The following is a 17602-nucleotide window of genomic DNA, read 5'->3' on the forward strand; positions in this document are numbered from 1 at the left end:
GTCCGCCCGCCTTCCACCCCGGCCCGACCCGTCGGCCCGGCCTCGCGCCGGGTCGCCTTCCCGACAGGATCGAACCGATCGGCGGGGCCGGCCTCACCCTCCGCGGGTGGTTGCGGGGGGGCTACTGGCCGTCCGCCGGCTGCAGGTCCTGCTCGGTCCAGATCGTCTTGCCGGTGGGGGTGTAGCGCGTGCCCCAGTGGTGGGTCATCTGGGCGATGATGAACAGGCCCCGGCCGCCCTCGTCGTCGTTTTCCGCGTGCTTCAGGTTGGGCGTGGTGTGGCCGGTGTCGGAGACCTCGCAGATCAGGTTCCGGTCGCGGATCAGGCGTACCTGGATCGGGCCGCCGCCGGCGTAGCGGATGGCGTTGGTGACCAGTTCGCTGACGATCAGTTCGGTGGTGAACGCCAGGTCGTCCAGCCCCCAGTCGCCGAGCTGCTTCGCGACGGCGGAGCGGATGGTGGCCACCGCCGCCGGGTCCGAGGCCAGTGCCCACTCGGCGAACTGGTTCCGGTCGAGCATGCGGGTGCGGACCGTGAGCAGTGTCGCGTCCACGTCCACCGCCCCGGGCAGCAGGGTGTACACCACCCTGTCGCACAGCCCTTGCAGGGACCTGCAGTCGCCGGCGAGCACCTGGGACAGCTGCGCGAGCCCGGCCGCACGGTCGTCGGCCGCCTGGAGGAGGCCGCCCGTGAAGAGGGCGACGACACTGCCCGGCGGGAACTCCAGTTCCGTGCTCTGGTAGGGCAGGCCCCCGACTCCCAGCGGCGGCCCGGACGGCAGCTCCGGGCACTCGACGACACCCGGGTGCGGTACGACGGCCGCCAGCACCGAGTCCCCGGCCCGCGCCAGACGGCAGTTTCCCGAAGCGGGGTCGTACACCGCGTAAAGGCAGGCCACGCCCAGCACCGCCGCGGCCCGCGGCCTCAGGTGGCCGGGGCCGTGTCCGGTCCCGCGCTCGTGCGCGGTCTGCTCTGCGAGGTCGTCCAGGCGGGACAGCAGCTCGTCCGGGCTCAGGTCCAGGCGGGCCAGGACACGCACCCCCGTGCGCAGCTGCCCCATGGTCACCGCGGCGTGCATGCCATGACCGAGCACGTCCCCGACGACCAGGCCGACCCGGCCGCCCGACAGGGGGATGACGTCGTACCAGTCGCCGCCCACCCCGGACCCGCTGTCGGCGGGCTGGTAGCGGCTCGCCGCGTCGACGGCGGTGTGCGCCGGCAGGTGGCGCGGCAGCAGGCTCCGCTGGAGTTTGAGGGCCACCGTGTGGCCACGGGTGACCACCGGCATCAGCAGGAGACCGATCAGCAGGGCACCGAGGCCCAGGACGGTGACCCCGCCGGTCGGTCCGATCACCGGCAGGTCTACGCTGGTCGTGCCGTACCTGGGGTTCGCGTAGACGACGAAGGTGGCGTACACGAACAGCACGAGCATGATCAGCCCGCCGAGGGCCGGGAACACACCCTTGAAGACCATGTCCCGGACGCTGCGGGTGAGGACCTTGCGGTAGTACCAGAGGCAGGCGAAGCCGGTCAGTCCGTACTGGAACGCGATCGCGAGCCCGACCGAGTCGATCGAGTCGGCCACGATGTTCTGGCTGAACGACGTCAGCAGGATCAGCAGGGCGATCGAGACCGCTCCCATGCCGATGGTCCCCCAGGTCGGGGTGAGAAACCTGCGGTGGATGCGGGCGAACCGGGCGGGGACGGCCTTGTGGACCGCCATGGAGAAGACGGTCCTGGCCAGGGGCAGGATGGTGGTCTGGGCGGAGGCCAGCGCCGAGGTCAGCACCATCAGGATCAGCAGTGTCGACAGGGCCAGCCCCGTTTCGTGGCTCCCGAAGACGGCATCGCCCAGTCCGGAGAACACGTCGTCAGAGTTGTCCGGGTTGCCGAGCCCGATGCCCGAGGTGCCGACTCCCGCGAACGCCTGCGCCGACGTGGACACCAGCCCGTACATGACCAGGAGCAGCACGATGGACAGGACCGCCGCGCGCCCGGGGATGCGTGTGCTGTCGACGGTCTCCTCGTTGACCGCGAAGGAGGTGTCCCACCCCCAGTAGATGAAGACGCCCGCGAGGATGCCCGAGGTGAGGGCCCGTGTCGAGGACACGTCGAAGGGGTTGAACCAGGAGACGGAGACATGGATCGCCGTCGCGGGAGGATCGGTGTAGACCCTGACCAGCGCGGCGACGGCGAACAGGATCAGCATCAGCACTTCGAGGCAGAGCAGCCAGCGCTGGACGGCCGCCGAGACCTCGATGCCGACGTAGCAGATCGCGGTCAGCAGGGCGATCCAGACGATGCCGGCCACCGTGGTCCACAGCCGGCTCTCCCCCAGTGCGTCCAGGCCCACCAGCCGGAAGCCGTAGACACCGGCGATCTCGGCGAGGTTCACCATGACGATGACGTCGGCGACGACGATGCCCCAGCCGCCCATCCAGCCGGTGCGCGGCCCGAAGGCGCGGGTGGCCCAGGTGAAGGTGGTCCCGCAGTCGGCGTTGCTCGCGTTGAGCTCCCGGAAGGCGTACGCGACCAGCAGCATCGGGATGAAGGCCAGGATGGTGACGATCGGGGCCTGCAGTCCGACCCCGGCCACGATGATGCCCAGCGTGGCGGCGATGCTGTACGCCGGGCCGGTGGAGGCCAGACCCATGACCACCGAGGAGAACATGCCCAGGGCGTTGCTCTTGAGCCCTTTCCGGCCGGCTCGCGTCCCGGGCGCGGGGCGGCCGACGGACTCGACGCCGCCAAAGTGCCTCACACTTGATTCCAACGCGGGGCCGCTGCATTCCGCAACAGCGCGGGCGGGCCACCGCCGCGCCCCCTCGGCACCCGGGTGACGCATCCTGCGAGGCCCGGACCGGCGACTCGCACTCCGTGCTTCACGTGCCATGCGAAGCTCACATCTTGCTCAGAAGATCCACGGAAGCCGACAGTCCGCCCCTCGCCGCTGACATGATCAGCCGCCGGCGACCGATCGATCCCGGCGCGTCACCACGCTGGACCGAGGAAGAAGTGTCATGCACACATCCAAAGCGGCTTTGCGAACCCTCGCAGGACTGAGCATCGCGTGTACCTCACTGCTCGCTCCGCTCACCGGCTGCACCTCGGGCCACACCGAGGCCGAGAAGCCTGCGCAGCCCGCACGTTCGTCCGCGCCGGGTTCAGCTGCGGCGACGGCCACCCCGGACAGCAGCGCACAGCCCTCGGTCCGACAGCCCCCAAAGCTGGACGCCGACGAAACACTCGCCGGCCGCCAGAAGGCGACCACCGGGAACGCGAGCATCTCCTTCGGCAAGGGCAGGAAGGGGGACGCCCTGATCGTCGCGGTCAGCTGCCAGGGCACGGGCAGGATCAAGGTCGCCGTGCGGCCCGTGCGCGCCTCCTTCCTGCTGGAGTGCCGCGCCGACCAGGTCAGCACCACCTACAACCAGCTGGCTGTCGGCGGCGTGGACCGCAGCGGCGTCGCCTCCGTCGAGGCCCCCTCCTCCGTGCGCTGGTCGATGACCATCGGCCGCGGTGCGCCCGCGCAGGCGGAGACCCCCGCGTGGCCGTCGGCCGTTCAGTCCAGGAAGTAGGACCAGAACGGGATCGTGGCGTACTGATGGCCTTCGGGTGTAGGCACGGGCGCGCCGAACTCGTGGTGGAAGTAGTCGACCAGATCGGTGCCGTAGTGAATGATGTCGGTCTGGTACATCGACAGCACCGGTGTGCCCGTGCGGTCCGGATCCGCCAGCAGGTACCGGTGCGAGTGGATCGGCACCATGACCGGGACCTCGGCCAGGTACGCGCGAGCCACCTCCAGGGCGTCCTGCGTGCCCGCCGGCCGCACATCCCAGTCCGGATGCCAGAAGCTGTTGCACTCCACGTCGAACAGCACTCCGTCCACCGGCCAGGCGAGCCGTTCCGCGAGGTCCTCGGGGTCGCCGTCCCGCCAGTCGGGCCAGTTGCGGCCCCCGGTCGGCAGTCCCGCACGCAGGAGGGTCCGGTGCTCCGGAGCGAAACGGAATTCCCAGCGCTCCTCGACGCGACCGAGTGCCCGCTCGCTCATGCCCGGCTTCAGCTCAACTCGGGCGGGGAGCATGGCAAGCAGGGCCTGGGCGCCTTCTGAGGTCAGCGGGTTCTCGGGACTGATCGGAGTCATACGCCGAACAGTAGCCCGGCCGCGCCGCTGGAGTTGATCATGTTCAGAAACGGTGCCGGCATGACGGGGCCGCAACCGCCGGCTCGTCAGGAAACCAGAACGCCGATGCCGTCCCCCAGCAGCTTCAGCCCGAACACGAAGAACAGCACCGCCATGACGGCGGTGTTGTGCCGCGCCGCCCATTCCTTCCAGTTGCCCAGCATGTTCTTCGCCCGTTCACCCATGACCAGGAAAACCCCAAGAGGGGTCAGCAGTCCCACGGAAGCGATGAAGACGAAGATGGCCAGAGTGGCGATCTGCTCTGCGACCGGCAGCCCCGACGAGCTGATGGTCGCTGCCGCGGAAATGGTCAGCGGGGCGTTCTTCACGTTCCCGGCCGACAGCAACAGGGCGAGAAGGAAGATCTTCGCCGGTGTGAAACGGTCGATCGCCGCCATCCATTTCGGCAACTGTGCCTGCGTGACATCGGTCGGCCGATGACGCCAGAGCTTCGCACCGAAAAGAGCCAGTGCCACGCCCAAAGCGAGCTTGAGAGCCCCCACCCAGTCGGCCGGCTGCCCGTGGTCGGTGGAGCTCCCCCGGCCGCCGATGACCAGCATCACCGCGCCCAAGGCCGACAGACCCACCACCCAACCGGCGGCGAACACCAGTCCGTTCACACGTCCCCGAGGCGTGGCCAGCACGATGATGATGGCGATGATCGGAAGGGGACTGACGGCGACACCGGCCGCCAAGCCCAGCACATCGCCCAGCACTTCACCCATGCGTAAAGAATCAACGACAGCGCACGGTCCTGGCCGCAGGGCCACGCGGCACGCGAGTGAATGGCACTCACGCATGCCCTGGTTCCCCGGGTGCGGGTGATGTGCACGCGGGATAGGCTTTTGACGGCAAGGTCAGGTTCTCTGGGCGGTTTACAGACGCCGGTCGCCTCATGCGCGACGTTCAGTTCTTTCTGTTGAGACCCGACGAGCGCGGTGCGCCCCCTCGCACTTTCCCTCCTCTCGAAGCCTGTGTCGCGCTGTGCGTGCCGGAGTGGCACCGACTTCCGGGTCCGCAGCCTGCAGTCCCTGTGGAGGTCGGGATGAGAATTGTCGTGGACCTTTCCCGGTGTGAGGGGTACGCGCAGTGCGCGTTCCTCGCTCCGGACGCGTTCCGGATGCACGGCGAGGAAGCGCTGATGTACGACCCGAGCCCCGACGACGCCCGGCGCGAGCAGGTGCTGCGCGCCGCGGCGGCCTGCCCGGTCCAAGCGATTCTGGTCGACCAGCTGGAGGGGCGGGAGGCACCGGTGGAGGCGTCGCCGTCATGACCCGCGCGGACACCCTGCGAGCGCTCAAGCGCGAGGGCAACATCGTGATCGTCGGGGCCTCGCTGGCGGGGCTGCGAGCGGCGGAGGCCCTGCGCGACGAGGGTTTCACCGGCTCGCTGACCATGATCGGTGACGAGTTGGGCGAGCCCTACGACCGGCCTCCCCTGTCCAAGCAGGTACTGACGGGGTGGGTGCCGGCTGGAAACACCGCACTGCCACGACGCCGTGACATCAATGCGGAGTGGCTGCTGGGGGTGCCCGCCAGCGGGCTGGACCTGGCAGCCAACGTCGTGCGTCTCGCCGACGGACGCGAGATTCCCTTCGACCGGGTGCTGATCTCCACGGGGGTACGGGCCCGGCCCTGGTTCGTCGAGAGCGAGGCGGCCCTGGACGGAGTGTTCGTCGTCCGTACGCGCGAGCACGCCGAGGGTCTGCAGCGAGCCCTCGCCGCCGGACCCTCCCGCGTCCTGGTCATCGGCGCGGGATTCACCGGCTCCGAGATCGCCTCCATCTGCCGCGAGCGCGACATCCCGGTGACCGTCGCCGAACTCGCGCCGGCCCCGCTGGTCGGGGCGCTCGGTGCCATGATCGGTGAGGTCGCGGCCGACATGCAGCGCGCTCACGGTGTCGACCTGCGCTGCGGCGTCAAGGTCACCCGGCTGGAGGGCGACGCTCAAGGGCGGTTCCGCCGCGCCCACTTCGACGACGGCAGCACGATCGACGCCGACGTGGCGGTGGTGGCGCTCGGGGGCATCCGCAACACCGAGTGGCTGCGGGGCTCGGGACTGGCGGCAGGTGTCTGGGGAATCGCCTGCGACACGGGCTGCCGCGCCCTCGACATCAACGGCCTGATCACCGACGACGTCTTCGCCGCCGGAGACGTGGCACGCTGCCCGAACCCCATCTACGAGTACCGGCTCATCTCGCTGGAGCACTGGGCCAACGCCGTGGAGCAGGCCGAGGTCGCGGCGCACAACATGGTCAGCGGCCAGGCCGACCGCTGGCCCCACCTGACCATCCCGCTGTTCTGGTCGATCCAGTTCGGCGCCAACATCAAGTCCGTCGGCGTGCCGACCTTCGCCGACGAGGTCGTCGTCACCCAGGGGTCGGTGTCCGACCGCCGCTTCGTCGCCGCATACGGCTACCGGGGCCGCGTCACCGCGGCGGTGAGCTTCAACAACGCGAAGTGGCTGGACCACTACCGGCAGTTGATCGAGACGGCCGCGCCCTTCCCGCCGCCGTGCCCCACACCCGACCAGCCCGTCGACAACAAACCGGTGCCCGTCGACTTCCCCGGCCCCGAGCTGATCGCCCAGGGAGCCACTGTGGTCGTCACCGGCAATGACCCGAGTGAGCGGCGCGTCACGTCGATCACGCAGCACCACCGGTAAGGGGGAAGGCAAGATGACCACGACCGAGACGCCCGACACGCTGCGCCGGATCCTCGACTACTCCTCCCGGGCCGACCCGTACCCGCTGTACGCCGAGCTGCGCAGGACGCCGGTGGCCCAGCAGGAGGACGGCAGTTACGTCGTCAGCACCTATCGCGAGCTCACGGACCTCCTGCACAACCCGCACCTGAGTTCCGACGTCCGCAATCTGTCGCACCCGATGCCCGCGAGGGAGGGAGAGACCACGCCGGCGTTCATCAACATGGACCCGCCCGAGCACGACCGCCTGCGGCGGATGGCGATGCGCCACTTCGGCCCTCCGCACACCCCGGGACTGGTGGCCGGTCTCGACCCCACCCTGACGAGCATCGTCGGCAGCCTGATCGACGATTTCGCGGGCAAGGAGCAGATCGACATCGTCGACGACTTCGCCTACCCGTTCCCCGTCACGGTGATCTGCCACCTGCTCGGCGTGCCGCGCGAGGACGAACCGAGGTTCCACGTCTGGGTGAACGACCTCATCAACTCGATCGACTACGACCCCAGGACCGACCCCAAGGAAAAACTGGAAAAGGGCGTGCAGGCCCGCACGAACCTGCACGAGTACCTCGGCGGGCTGCTGGAGCAACGCCACGGCCGGCCGGGGGACGACCTGCTGTCGAAGCTGGCCCACGACGACGGGCCGGACGGGCGGATGACCGACGAGGAGATCGTCTCCACCGCCAACCTGCTGCTGATCGCCGGCCACGAGACCACCGTCAACCTCATCACCAACGGCATGCTGACGCTGCTGCGCCACCCGGAGATGCTCCAGCGGCTGCGCGACGAACCGGGTCTGGTCGTCCCGCTGGTCGAGGAACTGCTGCGCTACGAGCCGCCCGTGCACATCATTCCCTGGCGGGCGGCGTACAGCGACATCACCGTCGCCGACACCGTCATCCCCAAGGGCTCGCAGATCATGCTCATGCTGGCCTCGGGCAGCCGCGACCCGGACCGCTTCCACGATCCCGACCGCTTCGACCCCGATCGCCGGGACAACCAGCACCTCGGCTTCGGCAGCGGCATCCACCTGTGCTTCGGCGGCCCGCTGGCCCGACGGGAGACCCAGATCGCGCTGACCGAACTGGTCCGCCGCCTCGACCGGCCCAGCCTGCTCGCCGACCCGCCGCCGTACCGGCGCAGCCCTGTTCTTCGCGGCCCGATCCATCTGCAGGTCGAGCAGAGCGAGGGTTGACGCGACAGCCGAGGGGACCGGCAGAGCAGCAGCCCCTTCCTCGCACGCCCCCGAACATCAGACGGAGGCGGCAGGGAGGGGCTGTTCGGTCCAGATGGACTTGCCGGTGCGGGTGTGGCGGGTGCCCCAGCGCTGGCAGAGTGCGGAGATGAGCTGCAGGCCGCGGCCGCCCTCGTCGGTGGCCGAGCTGTGGCGGATGTGCGGCGTGGTCAGGCTGGCGTCGGAGACCTCGCAGATCAGTGCGCGGCTGCGGAGCATACGCAGCCGCATCGGGCCGCAGGCGTGCCGGATGACGTTCCCGACCAGCTCGCTGACCAGGAGTTCGGTGGTCATGATCAGGTCCTCGTCGGCCAGCTCCCACTCGGTGAGCTGGGCGCGGACCAGCTCACGGGCCCGGCCCGCCGCCACCGGGTCCTCCGGCAACGGCCACTCGGCGACGTTCTCCGCGTCCAGCGGGTGGGTGCGGGCCAGCAGCAGGGCGGCGTCGTCGGTCAGCGCGCCGTGGGCGGGGAGGAGAGCGGAGGTGAGGTTCGCGCAGAGGGCGTCCAGGTCGGACGCGTCCGCCGGTGAGGCCGGCAGGGCGTGCACGGACTGGAGGAGCAGCTCGGCCAGGTGGTTCATGCCGGTGGTGACATCCCGGTCCTTGCTCTCGACCAGGCCGTCGCTGTAGAGGGCGAGCAGGCTGCCGGCGGGCAGGGGGGTCTCCAGCGTTTCGAAGGGCGGAGCGGCCACCCCCAGGGGCGGGTCCGGGCTCATGGACAGGAAGGTGACGGTGCCGTCGGGGTGGGCCACCGCCGGGGGCGGCTGACCGGCGCTGGCGTACGACAGACACCGGCTCACCGGGTCGTAGATGCCGTAGAGGCAGGTGGCGAGGGCGTCGTTGCCCAGCTCACCGACGATGTCGTTGAGGTGGCCGAGGACTTCGTCGGGCGGCAGCTCCAGCTCCGAGAGGGTGCGCACGGCTGTGCGGAGCCTGCCCATGGTGGCGGCCTCGGCCATGCCGTGGCCCATGACGTCGCCGATCACGAGCGCCACCCGGGCCGCGGAGAGGGGAATCACGTCGTACCAGTCGCCGCCGACGTCGGCTCCCTGTTTGGCCGGCTGGTAGCGCGCTGCCGTCGTCACCTCGGGCAGCTCGGGCAGTGCCTGTGGCAGCAGGCTGCGCTGGAGGGTACGGGCCCGGGTCGTCGCCTCGTCGTAGAGCCCGGCTCGCTCCAGGGCCTGCGCGGTCAGTCCGCTGAGCGCGGTCAGCAGCGTTCGTTCGTCGTCGTCCAGTACCCGCGGTCGGCCGAAGGAGATCACCACCGTGCCGATCTCGCGCCCGGACACCGCCAGCGGCAGAAAGGACCATGCCTGCTTGTCGCTCTCCCGGATCAGGGTCTCGGCCGCCGGGTAGCGCCTCAGGAACTCCTCCGGGGAGGAGATGCAGAGGGGGGTGCGGGTGCGCAGGGCGTGTCCCACCGGGTTCATGGTGTCCCGCACGGTCCAGTGCCCGTCCAGCAGTCGGGTGAAGCGCTCCGTGTATCCCCGGGAGCCGACCACGTTCAGCCGGTCGCCGACCACGCCGAGCATGATGAATCCCGTGGCCCCGAGGGGTGTCATGACGCCGTCGGCCACCGCCGCCATCACGTCCTGGGCCGTGACAGCCTCGGCCAGCTCCCGAGTGATCCGCTGCACCAGGGCCGCCCGCTCCGCGGACGCCCGCTCCGCGGCGGCCCGCTCGGCCTCGCGCAGATGCCGCTCGGTGGTGTCGGTGATGTAGAGCGTGAGGCCTTCCGGCACCGGCACCAGCCGCACGTGGTACCAGGACCTCCCGTCCGGCCCCGGTACGTCGAACTCGGCCGGCCGGCCCTCGGCCGCCGTCGCCCGGCACTGTTGCTCCAGCCCCGGCACGGCACGTACCGCGGGGATGTTCCAGAGCAGGACTCCGGCCACGTCTCCCGCGGCGCCGAGGAACCGCTCGGCGGCCTGGTTGAGAAATCCGATGCGCCAGTCCGTGTCCAGGGAGACGAAGCCGTCCCTCATGTGTCGTAGCGCCCGCCCCACCGACTCGGCGGCGGCATGCGTTTCGCTGCTGTCCCGGAGGGTGCCGATCACCTCCACCGGCGCCCCGTCCTCGTCCGTGATCGTCCGGGCACGCGCCTCGATCCAGAGGTACGTGCCGTCCTGCCGGCGGACCCGGTACTCGTTCTGGAAGCCGCCGCGGAGCTGGATGCCCGTGTCGAAGCCGGCCACCGCCGATGGCAGGTCGTCCGGGTGGATCAGCTCCGCCCACGCCTCGATGCCACCGCTCATCACCCCTGGATCGATGCCGGCCAGCACCTCCTCGACGGGCCGGTCGGAGGTCAGCTCGCCGGTGCGCAGGTCCCAGGTGTACGTGACGGAGGGCGCCCCTTCCACGTCCCACGGCGGGGCGGCCTCCCGCGGTCCTGGCTCGTTCTCCAGGGCGCGCAGCAGGGTGGGGGACGGATTGAGGATCCCGGACGACCCGAGCCTCCTGGACATCCAGGCCGCCACCTCGTCCAGGAAAACGCACTCCGCCGCGCCGGGCTCGTCGCCCGGGGCGAAGAGGACGGAGAGCGCGCCGCGTCGCCCGCCACCGCCCGGAACGGGGACGGCCAGGTGACCGATGCCGGCGGGGAGCCGGGAAGGCCAGAGGGCGGCGGGGTCCCGGCCGGGCACCGGGTCGGGCGGGGCCAGGTCGGGCTGCCAGGTGATGGTGTCGTTGCGGGCGGCCCTGCTGGGCGGGGCCGTGCCGCGTACCGGGATGATCAGCCAGGGCCGGGTCATCGACTCCGGCAGGCCGCTGTCGGCGACCAGGTAGAGGATGCCGCTCATGCCGCCGCCCGGGAGATGCACCATGCCGCCCAGGCCGTGCACCTCGGCCACCGCCTGCTGGAGCGCGGTCATCAGCACGTCGACATCGCGCCGGTCCTCGTCCACGGCATTGAGCAGCCGCATCCGTATGCGGTGTGATTCCGAGGGCCGTGCGGTAGGTATGGCCCGCAGGCCCTGGGGGACGTGCGGCATGGACGGTTCGGTGCTGTGCGCTTGGCCACCTCTGCTGTTCACCACTGTCGACTGTCGCCTCCGCTCACCCGCCGGGCTGCAAGTGATCGGATGTGGACCTGCGGCGGTCCACATCCGTCCGATACATCCTAATCGGAATAACTTAGGTGATTTGATCCGCTCCGGGGAACCGTGCTTACCGGAGAACTCAGACCCCGTGCGTCGAGGAGGGCGCCTGAGCCCTACTCGGGCGGCTTCCCGACGATGGGCGTGGCCACGTCAGGGTGGGCGGCTGCTGCGAGCTGGACGGCGAGGGCGTTCGCCTTCTGACGTTCGTTGTCGGACTTGTCCCGCCCCGACTGACCGGCCTGGAGACCGAAGAACGCGCCGACGAGTGTGCCGGTGACTCCGGTCAGCCCGGCGTACACCGCTGAAATGCTCGTCGTCTCAACCTTGAAAACGGCGACGAGGAACCCGACGAGGACCACCGCCAGGCCGACGAGGACCACCCAGAGCCCGTACGCCCACCGCTTGTCACCGGATGCATCCGCCCCGGTTCCACCATTGGCGCTCATCGGGGCCCCTTCCGCGAAGCGTGTCCCTACGACAAGCGTCCTGCTCGCGCAGAGAGCGGCAAGTCGAGGTGCTCCGCCTGGCGGCACTCCACAGCGCCGAACCCGGTATTAGCCCACCTGGTCGGGTGCAGCTGTGCCGATGAGCGGTCGACGCGGTCTCCCGTGCTTGCATCCTGAGTGGAGGCCCATGACATGACTGACGAGAGACAGCAAGACACCCGCTCCCGACTCTCCGCGTCCCGGCGTCGTGTGCTGGCGGCGGCCGCCCTGGCGCCCATAGCTGCCGGTGTGCCGGCCCGGGCCCACGCCCTGTCCGCCGGACCGACAGACCGCGCCCTGGTCGCACCGGTGATGACCAAGCTGACGGACTGGGCGGACGTCGGCGACTCTCTCGGCCGACCCGGTGACATGCGGCGGTTCATGTACCACACGGCCTTGCCGCGTCAGGACCTCAAGGTCATCTCGCGAGGCGTTCTGATCGACCCCGCGCTCGCCCTCGGTACGCACGTGTCCTTCGTCCGATACGCGGACCAGAGCACGCTCCTGATGGGCGACGCGGTGGTCACCGAACGCGAACTGCAGCGCTTCTGCGACGTCCTGAACGAGCACGGGATCATGCAGACCGCCATCCACAAGCACCTGCTCGCCCATGAACCGGACGTCTGGTGGGTCCACCTGCACGCCCACGGTCACGACCCGGTCGCCGTCGCCCGCGGTCTGCGCGCCGCATTCGACCGCACCCGTACTCCACCCGCCGCACCCGCCACCCCCTCGCGGCCCGTCGACCTGGACACCGCCGCCATCGACGCCGCGATGGGCGTCAAGGGCTCCCCCGACGGCAAGATCTACAAGTCCACCTATGTCCGCCGCGAGACCGTCGCCGACGGCCATCTGGCCCTGCCTCCGGGACTGGGCTCCACCACCTCCGTCAACTTCCAGCCGCTCGGCGGCGGAAGGGCCGCCCTCAGCGGCGACCTGGCCATGATCGCCGGCGAGGTCCAGCCCGCCCTCACGGCCCTGCGACGCGGTGGGGTCGAACTCGTCGAGGTGCACCACCACAACCTCACCGACGAACCACGCCTGTTCTTCGTCCACTACTGGGCCGTCGGCGATGCCGTCAGGCTCGCCCAGGCCGTTCGCCGGGCCGTGGACGTCACCAACGTCGTACCCATGCCTGGAGGAACCGGCTGATGGACGCGGACAACGAGACAATCACCTGCCCGTTCGACTTCAGCGAAGCACTCGACTTCGACCCCGCGCTCGCGGACCTGATGCAGCGCCGCTCCCCCGCGCGCATCCGGCTCCGCTACGGCGCTGCGGATGCCTGGCTGATCACCGGCTTCGACGCCGTCAAGCAGGTGACCACCGACCCACGGTTCAGCCGGGCGGGCATCATCGGTCACGACTACCCCCGGATGACGCCGGAGCCCATCGTCTCGCCGGAATCGATCAACGTGATGGACCCGCCGCAGAGCAGCCGCGTCCGCCACCTGGCCTCGCAGGCCTTCACGCAGCAGCAGGTCGAAGGCATGCGGCAGCGGATCACCTGGCTCACGGACCGCCTGCTGGACGACATGGAGAAGCAGGGACCGCCGGCGGACGTGGTCCAGCACCTCTCCAACCCGCTCCCCCAGCACGCCATCCTGGACCTGCTCGGTATCGAACGGGAGGAATGGCCCCGGATCGAGGAGTCCGTGCACCAACTGCTCGTCGTCGGCGCGGGCACCAAGGAGGCCGCCGCGACGGCCAAGGCCGATCTGACGGCCTACTTCGCCAAACTCGTCGAACAGCGCCGGAACTCACCCGGCCCCGACCTCATCAGCGCGATGGCCGCGGCGCGGGAGGGCGAGGAACAGCTCGACGACAGGGAACTGGCGGTCATGGCACTGACGCTGGCGCTCAGCGGCCAGGACACGGCGACCTGCCAGATCAGCGACATCACCTACCTGCTCCTGACCCGTCCCGAGCTGATGCAGCACCTCAGACGCCGGCCCGAGACCGTGACCGACGTCGTGCACGAGATGCTCCGCTGCATCCCGTTCCGCAAAGGCGTCGGAATCCCACGCGTGGCTCTCGAGGACGTGGAACTGGACGGTGCGCGGATCAAGGCGGGCGACTTCGTGCACGTGTCGTACCTGACGGCCAACCGTGACCCGGAGCGCTACCCGTCCCCCCACGACATCGACCTCGACCGCCCCATCGCTCCGCACATGACCTTCGGCTGGGGCGGACACCGGTGCATCGCCATGCCGTTGGCCATGGCGGAGCTCGAAGTGGCCATCGGCCGCCTTGTGGAGAGGTTCCCCGGCCTGCGGCTCGCAGTGCCGCCGGAGGAGCTGCGGTGGGACACGGAGACGATCAGACGTTTTCCGCTGGAGCTGCCGGTGGCCTGGTAGGAAGGCCCGCATCGCGTCGGACGCACGGACTTACGGACGCACGGACGCACACACCCCACCGAACACCGACGAGCCCCCTTCCCAGCCAGGAAGGGGGCTCGCGGGGCCACGCAGTCGCGCAGCGGGCGTCGGACCAGCGTTCTTGACCACGCTAGTCGGTGTCGTCACCGCACTTCGGCTCGGCGGACCTGTCCTGCCGAGCCGTTCGTGTCGGCGGGGACGGCTGGGTGCCGTCCTCGGCAACCGGCTGGAAGTAGTGGTCCAACGCCCAGGCGGCCACGTGGGTGCCGGCCCGACAGCCGGCCACGTCCGCCGTGCGGGAGTGGACGCCGCCCCACACACGGGCGTCGACGACGTCCCGGTTGAGGTCGTCGGCCGACCCGTAGAATCGTGTGGTGCCGGTGACCTCGGAGGGGACGTAGAGGTCGATGTGCGAGGTGCCGAGGACGCCGGTCAGGGCGCGTACCACGGCAGCGGTGACGGTCGTATGGCCGGCGATGTAGTCCGGGTGCGGTGGGGTGGGGAGCAGCGGCTCCCAGGCCGGGTCTGCCGTCGTCGCGGGGTTGCCGTCGGTGTCCGCGAGGCGGATGGCGGTGATCGGCCGCCAGGAGCTGTAGTGGAGCTTGGCGTCCCATGCGGTGACGACGGCGTCGGTGGCCGACGCGTTCACGGCGGCGAACAGCCGGGCCGTCTCGGCGATGCCGAGCCGGTGCCGGGCGGCGTGGTCTCGTACGGCTTCCTGGACCTGTGCGACCAGGTTGCCGCTGAAGAAGAGGGCGGTCTCGGTCTGCTGCGCGCTCCTGCCCGAGCCGGTCTTCGCGCCCATGACCTTCAGCTCCTGGACATCCTCGGCGTAAGCGGCCGAGGAGAGGGCGGGCGGTCCGCCGGGGCGGAACTGCTGCGGCGAGGAGAGCAGGAGGGGGCGGAGCCTGGCGAGCCAGGTGTCGATGAAGGGCTGGAACGCGGGCGGGGTGGGACGCCAGACCCCCGGTGCCGGGGAAGCGGTGAACGGAACGTCCGCGAACCTGCCGTCACCTTCCCGGAGTTCGATGATGCGGGCGGCAGCGCGCTTTCCGTAGTCCACACCCCGGTCTCTGGCCTGACCGGCCGGAAGAGCGGCGAGCGAGTCGGCGTAGGCGGCGTCGAGCCGCTCCTTGAAGGCAGGGAAGTAGGCGAGCAGCACGTCGTGGGCCGCGGTGGCGGCAGCCGCTGCGGAGGATGCCTTGGCCGGACCGCGCTCGTGCCATTTGTACAGGGCGTAGCCGCCTTCGATCCCCACCACGGCGTTGTACACGGCGACGGAGACGAACCCCTCCCAGATCGCCACCTGCCCGGAGGGGCGTGGGCCGAGGCTGGTCTTGATCGTGTCGGTGGCGACGGCGTTCCACTCGCGGACCACGGCTGCCGGGTCCGCCGCGGTCCGGGTGTCCACGTCGGGGGGACTTGTCGCAGCGGTGACCGTCACGAGGGCGATGGCCGCGACGGCGCAGATGAATGCCCGGACTCGTGAACGTGGGGGAACGGGAAGCGGGGGCTCTTGATGCACAGCGTGCTCCCTAGCGTCGAGTGCCCAAGGCTTAGCAACGGCCCACTGCGTGATCAAGACAACTCGCCGATACCGGGCGGACCCAGGACACCCTCGAACACCCCACCGATGAGTTCCGCCGACTGGTCCGGTCTACCAGGACGTACGCCATCGAGCCACCGACTGGAGACCCACCATGACCAATCCCGCACACCCCGGCCGCACGCTGTTCGTGAACATCCCCGTAGCGGACCTCGAGCTCAGCAAGGCGTTCTTCGCCAAGCTCGGGTTCAGCTTCAACCCGAAGTTCACCGACGAGACCGCCGCCTGCATGCTGGTCGGCGAGCACGCCTTCGTCATGCTGCTCAGCCGCGAGAAGTTCGCGGAGTTCGCGAAACTGCCGATGGCCGATCCCACCACACACACGCTGGCGCTGTACTGCTTCAGCGTGTCGTCCCGCGATGAGGTCGATACGGTCAGCGCCGCCGCGCTCGCGGCGGGCGGCTCCAAGGCGGATGACGCCGAGGACTACGGCTTCATGTACTCACGCAGCTTCTTCGACCTCGACGGCCACGGCTGGCAGGTCATGTGGATGGACCCGGCGACGGTGGAGCAGGGCCCTGAGGCGTTCGCGGCCTCCATGCCGGACGCCGACACCCCGGCCTGACCCACCGCGTTCCGCACGTGCGCCGTCGACGTGCGGCCGACCGCCCCACCTGCCGGTCGGCCATCCATGATCAGGCCGGTGCCGGCCAGGCAGCCTTCGACCAGGTCCGAGCGGTACTGGATCTGCTTGAGTCGACGCTTCACGGCCCTGGTGATCTGGCCGAGGAAGGCACGCCCCAGTCGCTCCGTGGGATTAGCAGGCGATCGGAACCCAGGTGTGCACGGGGTAGGTGAAGGTGGAGGAGTCCCGGATGCTCGACAGGATGTCGAGTTCGGCGCCGGTGGGCGGGGCGACCAGCCTGAACGTCTGCCAGGCGTCACCGGTGGAATTGGTGGTGCCGGACGCTCCCGAGGTGTAGCCCTTCTTGCCGGGGATCCAGTAGTCGGTCCAGACCGGCACTCCCGCGAGGCCGGGCCCGTCGTGCGAGCGGTGCACGGTCACGTCCACCGCGCGGACGGAGAACGGCCATGTGCCGACGGTGGTGCACTGCTGGAAGACGGTGGTGGGGGCGAGGTCCGGCCACCACCTTTTGTCGACCTCGCTCGTGTTGTCCCGCGTGCAGTGGAGCAGGGGGCGCGTCAGCGTGTTGCTGTAGTAGGTGCCGTCGGTCCAGGCGATCTCGAAACTGATGCTCAGCGTCGAGTCCGCGGGTGGGTAGTCGATCGTGTAGTTGAAGGTGGCGTTTCCCCTGACGGGGTCGTACTGGCCGAAGAGGGTGCCGTACTTGCTGGTGCCGGGGATGGTGTAGACGACGGTGATCTTGGACCCTGCGGGGTCGTGCCCGATGGCTTCCAGGTTCAGGCTGAGCCGGTCCACGGGTACGGCGATGGTCGTCGTACCGCTCCCGATGGTGTCTATACCGCAGTGCTGGTCGATGTAGGGATCCCGGGCATCTATGCCGGCGAAGGCGGGTGACGTTCCGGCGGCGGTCACGCCGATGAGTACGGCCAGACTCGCCATCAGTGCTCTCCAGGTTCTCCAGGTTCTCCAGGTCATCGCGGATGCTCCCTCAGGTGATCGGTGCCGACGGTGCTGTCCACTTGCGGCGGCAGAGACGCCGCCACAGGGCACCCGGTTCCGGCTCTGAACGGCTTGCGCTGGAGCCAATCAGAGAGGGGTCCGAGGCCCGCCGCCGCGCTGGCCACCGAGTCACGACCACGACCGTATCCACGGGGAATGGGAGCCTGTCCCCGTGGACGTTGCCGCGTAGGCCGAGCGCGTTGGTGACTGCGTTGGCATGCATCCGGCAGGGCCTCTCCTCCCGCAGGCCACTCCTTCGCTGCCCGACACCGGTGACTTGCCGCAGCCCTCCTACGCTTCACCAGCTTGATCATCCCCTGGGGCAGACG

At 69.8% G+C, this 17602-nt stretch carries 14 protein-coding genes; 7 read left to right on the forward strand and 7 right to left on the reverse strand.

The genetic code is table 11. The features are described 5' to 3' along the window. Positions 1-121: 121 nt before the first annotated feature. Entirely contained in the window at positions 122-2761 is a 2640-nt protein-coding gene (locus ACFYZZ_RS12860; RefSeq protein ID WP_389174607.1) for an amino acid permease, read from the reverse strand. Between the two features lie 259 nt (positions 2762-3020). Between ACFYZZ_RS12860 and ACFYZZ_RS12865 the strand changes: the two genes are divergently transcribed. Continuing rightward, positions 3021-3578: a hypothetical protein gene (locus ACFYZZ_RS12865; RefSeq protein WP_389174610.1), complete on the forward strand. Its 558-nt coding sequence runs from the start codon at positions 3021-3023 to the stop codon at positions 3576-3578. Here ACFYZZ_RS12865 and ACFYZZ_RS12870 read toward each other — a convergent pair. Both ACFYZZ_RS12870 and ACFYZZ_RS12875 read right to left on the reverse strand, forming a co-directional pair. Next, positions 3563-4144 (reverse strand): hypothetical protein, encoded by a 582-nt coding sequence (locus ACFYZZ_RS12870; protein WP_389174613.1) that lies wholly within the window; start codon positions 4142-4144, stop codon positions 3563-3565. The two genes, ACFYZZ_RS12865 and ACFYZZ_RS12870, sit on opposite strands and share 16 nt — an antisense overlap. A gap of 86 nt (positions 4145-4230) precedes the next feature. After that, a complete protein-coding gene (locus ACFYZZ_RS12875) occupies positions 4231-4908 on the reverse strand; it encodes a GAP family protein (RefSeq protein ID WP_389174616.1) in 678 nt (225 codons plus the stop codon). Positions 4909-5228: 320 nt separating this feature from the next. On the opposite strand from ACFYZZ_RS12875, the gene ACFYZZ_RS12880 reads away from it, so the two are divergent. From ACFYZZ_RS12880 to ACFYZZ_RS12890, 3 genes are read left to right on the forward strand one after another with little or no spacing between them, the layout of a single operon-like run. Beyond that, on the forward strand, positions 5229-5456 hold the full coding sequence (locus ACFYZZ_RS12880) for a ferredoxin (protein WP_386571811.1): 228 nt from the start codon (positions 5229-5231) through the stop codon (positions 5454-5456). After that, the gene (locus ACFYZZ_RS12885; protein ID WP_389174619.1) at positions 5453-6847 is read left to right on the forward strand and encodes an NAD(P)/FAD-dependent oxidoreductase; all 1395 of its coding nucleotides are present in this window, start codon (positions 5453-5455) and stop codon (positions 6845-6847) included. The genes ACFYZZ_RS12880 and ACFYZZ_RS12885 overlap by 4 nt, the downstream gene beginning before the upstream one ends. A 13-nt stretch (positions 6848-6860) precedes the next feature. After that, positions 6861-8081: a cytochrome P450 gene (locus ACFYZZ_RS12890; protein ID WP_389174622.1), complete on the forward strand. Its 1221-nt coding sequence runs from the start codon at positions 6861-6863 to the stop codon at positions 8079-8081. Between the two features lie 57 nt (positions 8082-8138). On the opposite strand, the gene ACFYZZ_RS12895 is transcribed toward ACFYZZ_RS12890, so the two are convergent. Both ACFYZZ_RS12895 and ACFYZZ_RS12900 read right to left on the reverse strand, forming a co-directional pair. Beyond that, entirely contained in the window at positions 8139-11042 is a 2904-nt protein-coding gene (locus ACFYZZ_RS12895) for a SpoIIE family protein phosphatase (protein WP_389174625.1), read from the reverse strand. Positions 11043-11332: 290 nt separating this feature from the next. Then, positions 11333-11665: a hypothetical protein gene (locus ACFYZZ_RS12900; protein ID WP_389174627.1), complete on the reverse strand. Its 333-nt coding sequence runs from the start codon at positions 11663-11665 to the stop codon at positions 11333-11335. Positions 11666-11857: 192 nt separating this feature from the next. Between ACFYZZ_RS12900 and ACFYZZ_RS12905 the strand changes: the two genes are divergently transcribed. Both ACFYZZ_RS12905 and ACFYZZ_RS12910 read left to right on the forward strand, forming a co-directional pair. Then, positions 11858-12856, forward strand: a complete 999-nt coding sequence (locus ACFYZZ_RS12905) for a DUF1259 domain-containing protein (RefSeq protein ID WP_389174630.1) — start codon at positions 11858-11860, stop codon at positions 12854-12856. Then, entirely contained in the window at positions 12856-14061 is a 1206-nt protein-coding gene (locus ACFYZZ_RS12910; RefSeq protein WP_389174633.1) for a cytochrome P450, read from the forward strand. The genes ACFYZZ_RS12905 and ACFYZZ_RS12910 overlap by 1 nt, the downstream gene beginning before the upstream one ends. 151 nt (positions 14062-14212) lie before the next feature. Here the strand turns inward: ACFYZZ_RS12910 and ACFYZZ_RS12915 are convergent, their stop codons facing one another. Next, entirely contained in the window at positions 14213-15493 is a 1281-nt protein-coding gene (locus ACFYZZ_RS12915; RefSeq protein ID WP_389174636.1) for a vanadium-dependent haloperoxidase, read from the reverse strand. A 289-nt stretch (positions 15494-15782) separates the two neighbouring features. Between ACFYZZ_RS12915 and ACFYZZ_RS12920 the strand changes: the two genes are divergently transcribed. Next, a complete protein-coding gene (locus ACFYZZ_RS12920) occupies positions 15783-16253 on the forward strand; it encodes a VOC family protein (protein ID WP_389174639.1) in 471 nt (156 codons plus the stop codon). 192 nt (positions 16254-16445) lie between these two features. Here ACFYZZ_RS12920 and ACFYZZ_RS12925 read toward each other — a convergent pair whose 3' ends face one another. Beyond that, positions 16446-17213 (reverse strand): hypothetical protein, encoded by a 768-nt coding sequence (locus ACFYZZ_RS12925; protein WP_389174642.1) that lies wholly within the window; start codon positions 17211-17213, stop codon positions 16446-16448. Between the last annotated feature and the right edge of the window lie 389 nt (positions 17214-17602).

This window comes from Streptomyces sp. NPDC001816, assembly GCF_042892235.1.
In the GTDB taxonomy this organism is placed as follows: domain Bacteria; phylum Actinomycetota; class Actinomycetes; order Streptomycetales; family Streptomycetaceae; genus Streptomyces.